We start from the raw sequence: 918 nt of genomic DNA, 5'->3' as shown, positions 1-918 counted from the left end.
CTAGGTTTTGTCCGAAAAGTCGGATTTGCTAATGTGCTCCATGCCGCAACTGCATAGGTGAAGCATGGCAGGACGCTACGAGCTCTCCGATCAAAGCTGGAGGATGATCAAGGACATCGTCTCGCCCTCCCAGCCAATGGGTCGCCCACGCCGGGATGACCGCCAAGTGCTCAACGGGATCTTCTGGATCCTGTGCTCTGGCGCCAAATGGCGCGACCTCCCGGAACGGTATGGTCCTTGGAAGACGGTCTATGACCGGTTCCGGCAGTGGCGAGACGATGGCACCTTCGAGGCTGTCCTGGATCGGCTCCATCTCAAGCTGCGTGAAGACGGGCTGATGGATCTGGATACCTGGATGATCGATTCCACGTCGATCCGGGCCACGCGCGCTGCCTCAGGAGGCGGCAAAAAAGGGGATCGAAAGAACCGGTAGACCATGCGCTGGGGCGGAGCCGAGGCGGCCTGACCACCAAGATCCACATGGTTTGCGATCGGCATGGCTGGCCGCTGACGTTTACCGTCTCACCGGGGCAAGATTCGGATACCCGCCACTTCGTTCCTACCATGGAACACGTCCACCTCCCCGGGCCTGTGGGACGGCCACGTAAGCGTTGCCGATACATCGTGGCAGACAAGGGCTATGACAGTGATCCCCTCCGCCAGTACTGCGACCGCCATCGGATGAAGCCGATCATCGCCAGACGCAAGATGCGCCGAAAGCCACGGCCTGGGGCGCCCAGAGGTTTTGACAAACCGCGCTACCGAGCAAGGAACGTCATCGAGCGGTGCATCGGCTGGATCAAGGAGCTACGCCGTGTCTGCACGCGCTACGACAAGCTCGCCAGCAGCTTTCGGGCGATGGTATGCCTAGCCTGCATAGACCGTTGTTTACGTGCCGACTTTTCAGACAGAACCTAG

General features: G+C 60.1%; 1 protein-coding gene. It reads left to right on the top strand.

The features are described 5' to 3' along the window. The first annotated feature begins 64 nt into the window (after positions 1-64). Positions 65-918 (top strand): IS5 family transposase gene (locus tag C9J49_RS16645; protein ID WP_107182522.1). Its coding sequence is split into 2 segments (ribosomal slippage): positions 65-413 and positions 413-918, totalling 855 coding nucleotides; the frame shifts between segments, so codons are not numbered across the junction.

The sequence above is a fragment of the Halomonas sp. SL1 genome (genome assembly GCF_003030865.2).
Taxonomy (GTDB): Bacteria; Pseudomonadota; Gammaproteobacteria; order Pseudomonadales; family Halomonadaceae; genus Halomonas; species Halomonas halophila.
The sequence above is the reverse complement of the archived record's forward strand: the minus strand, read 5'-3'. Positions and strand labels throughout refer to the sequence as shown.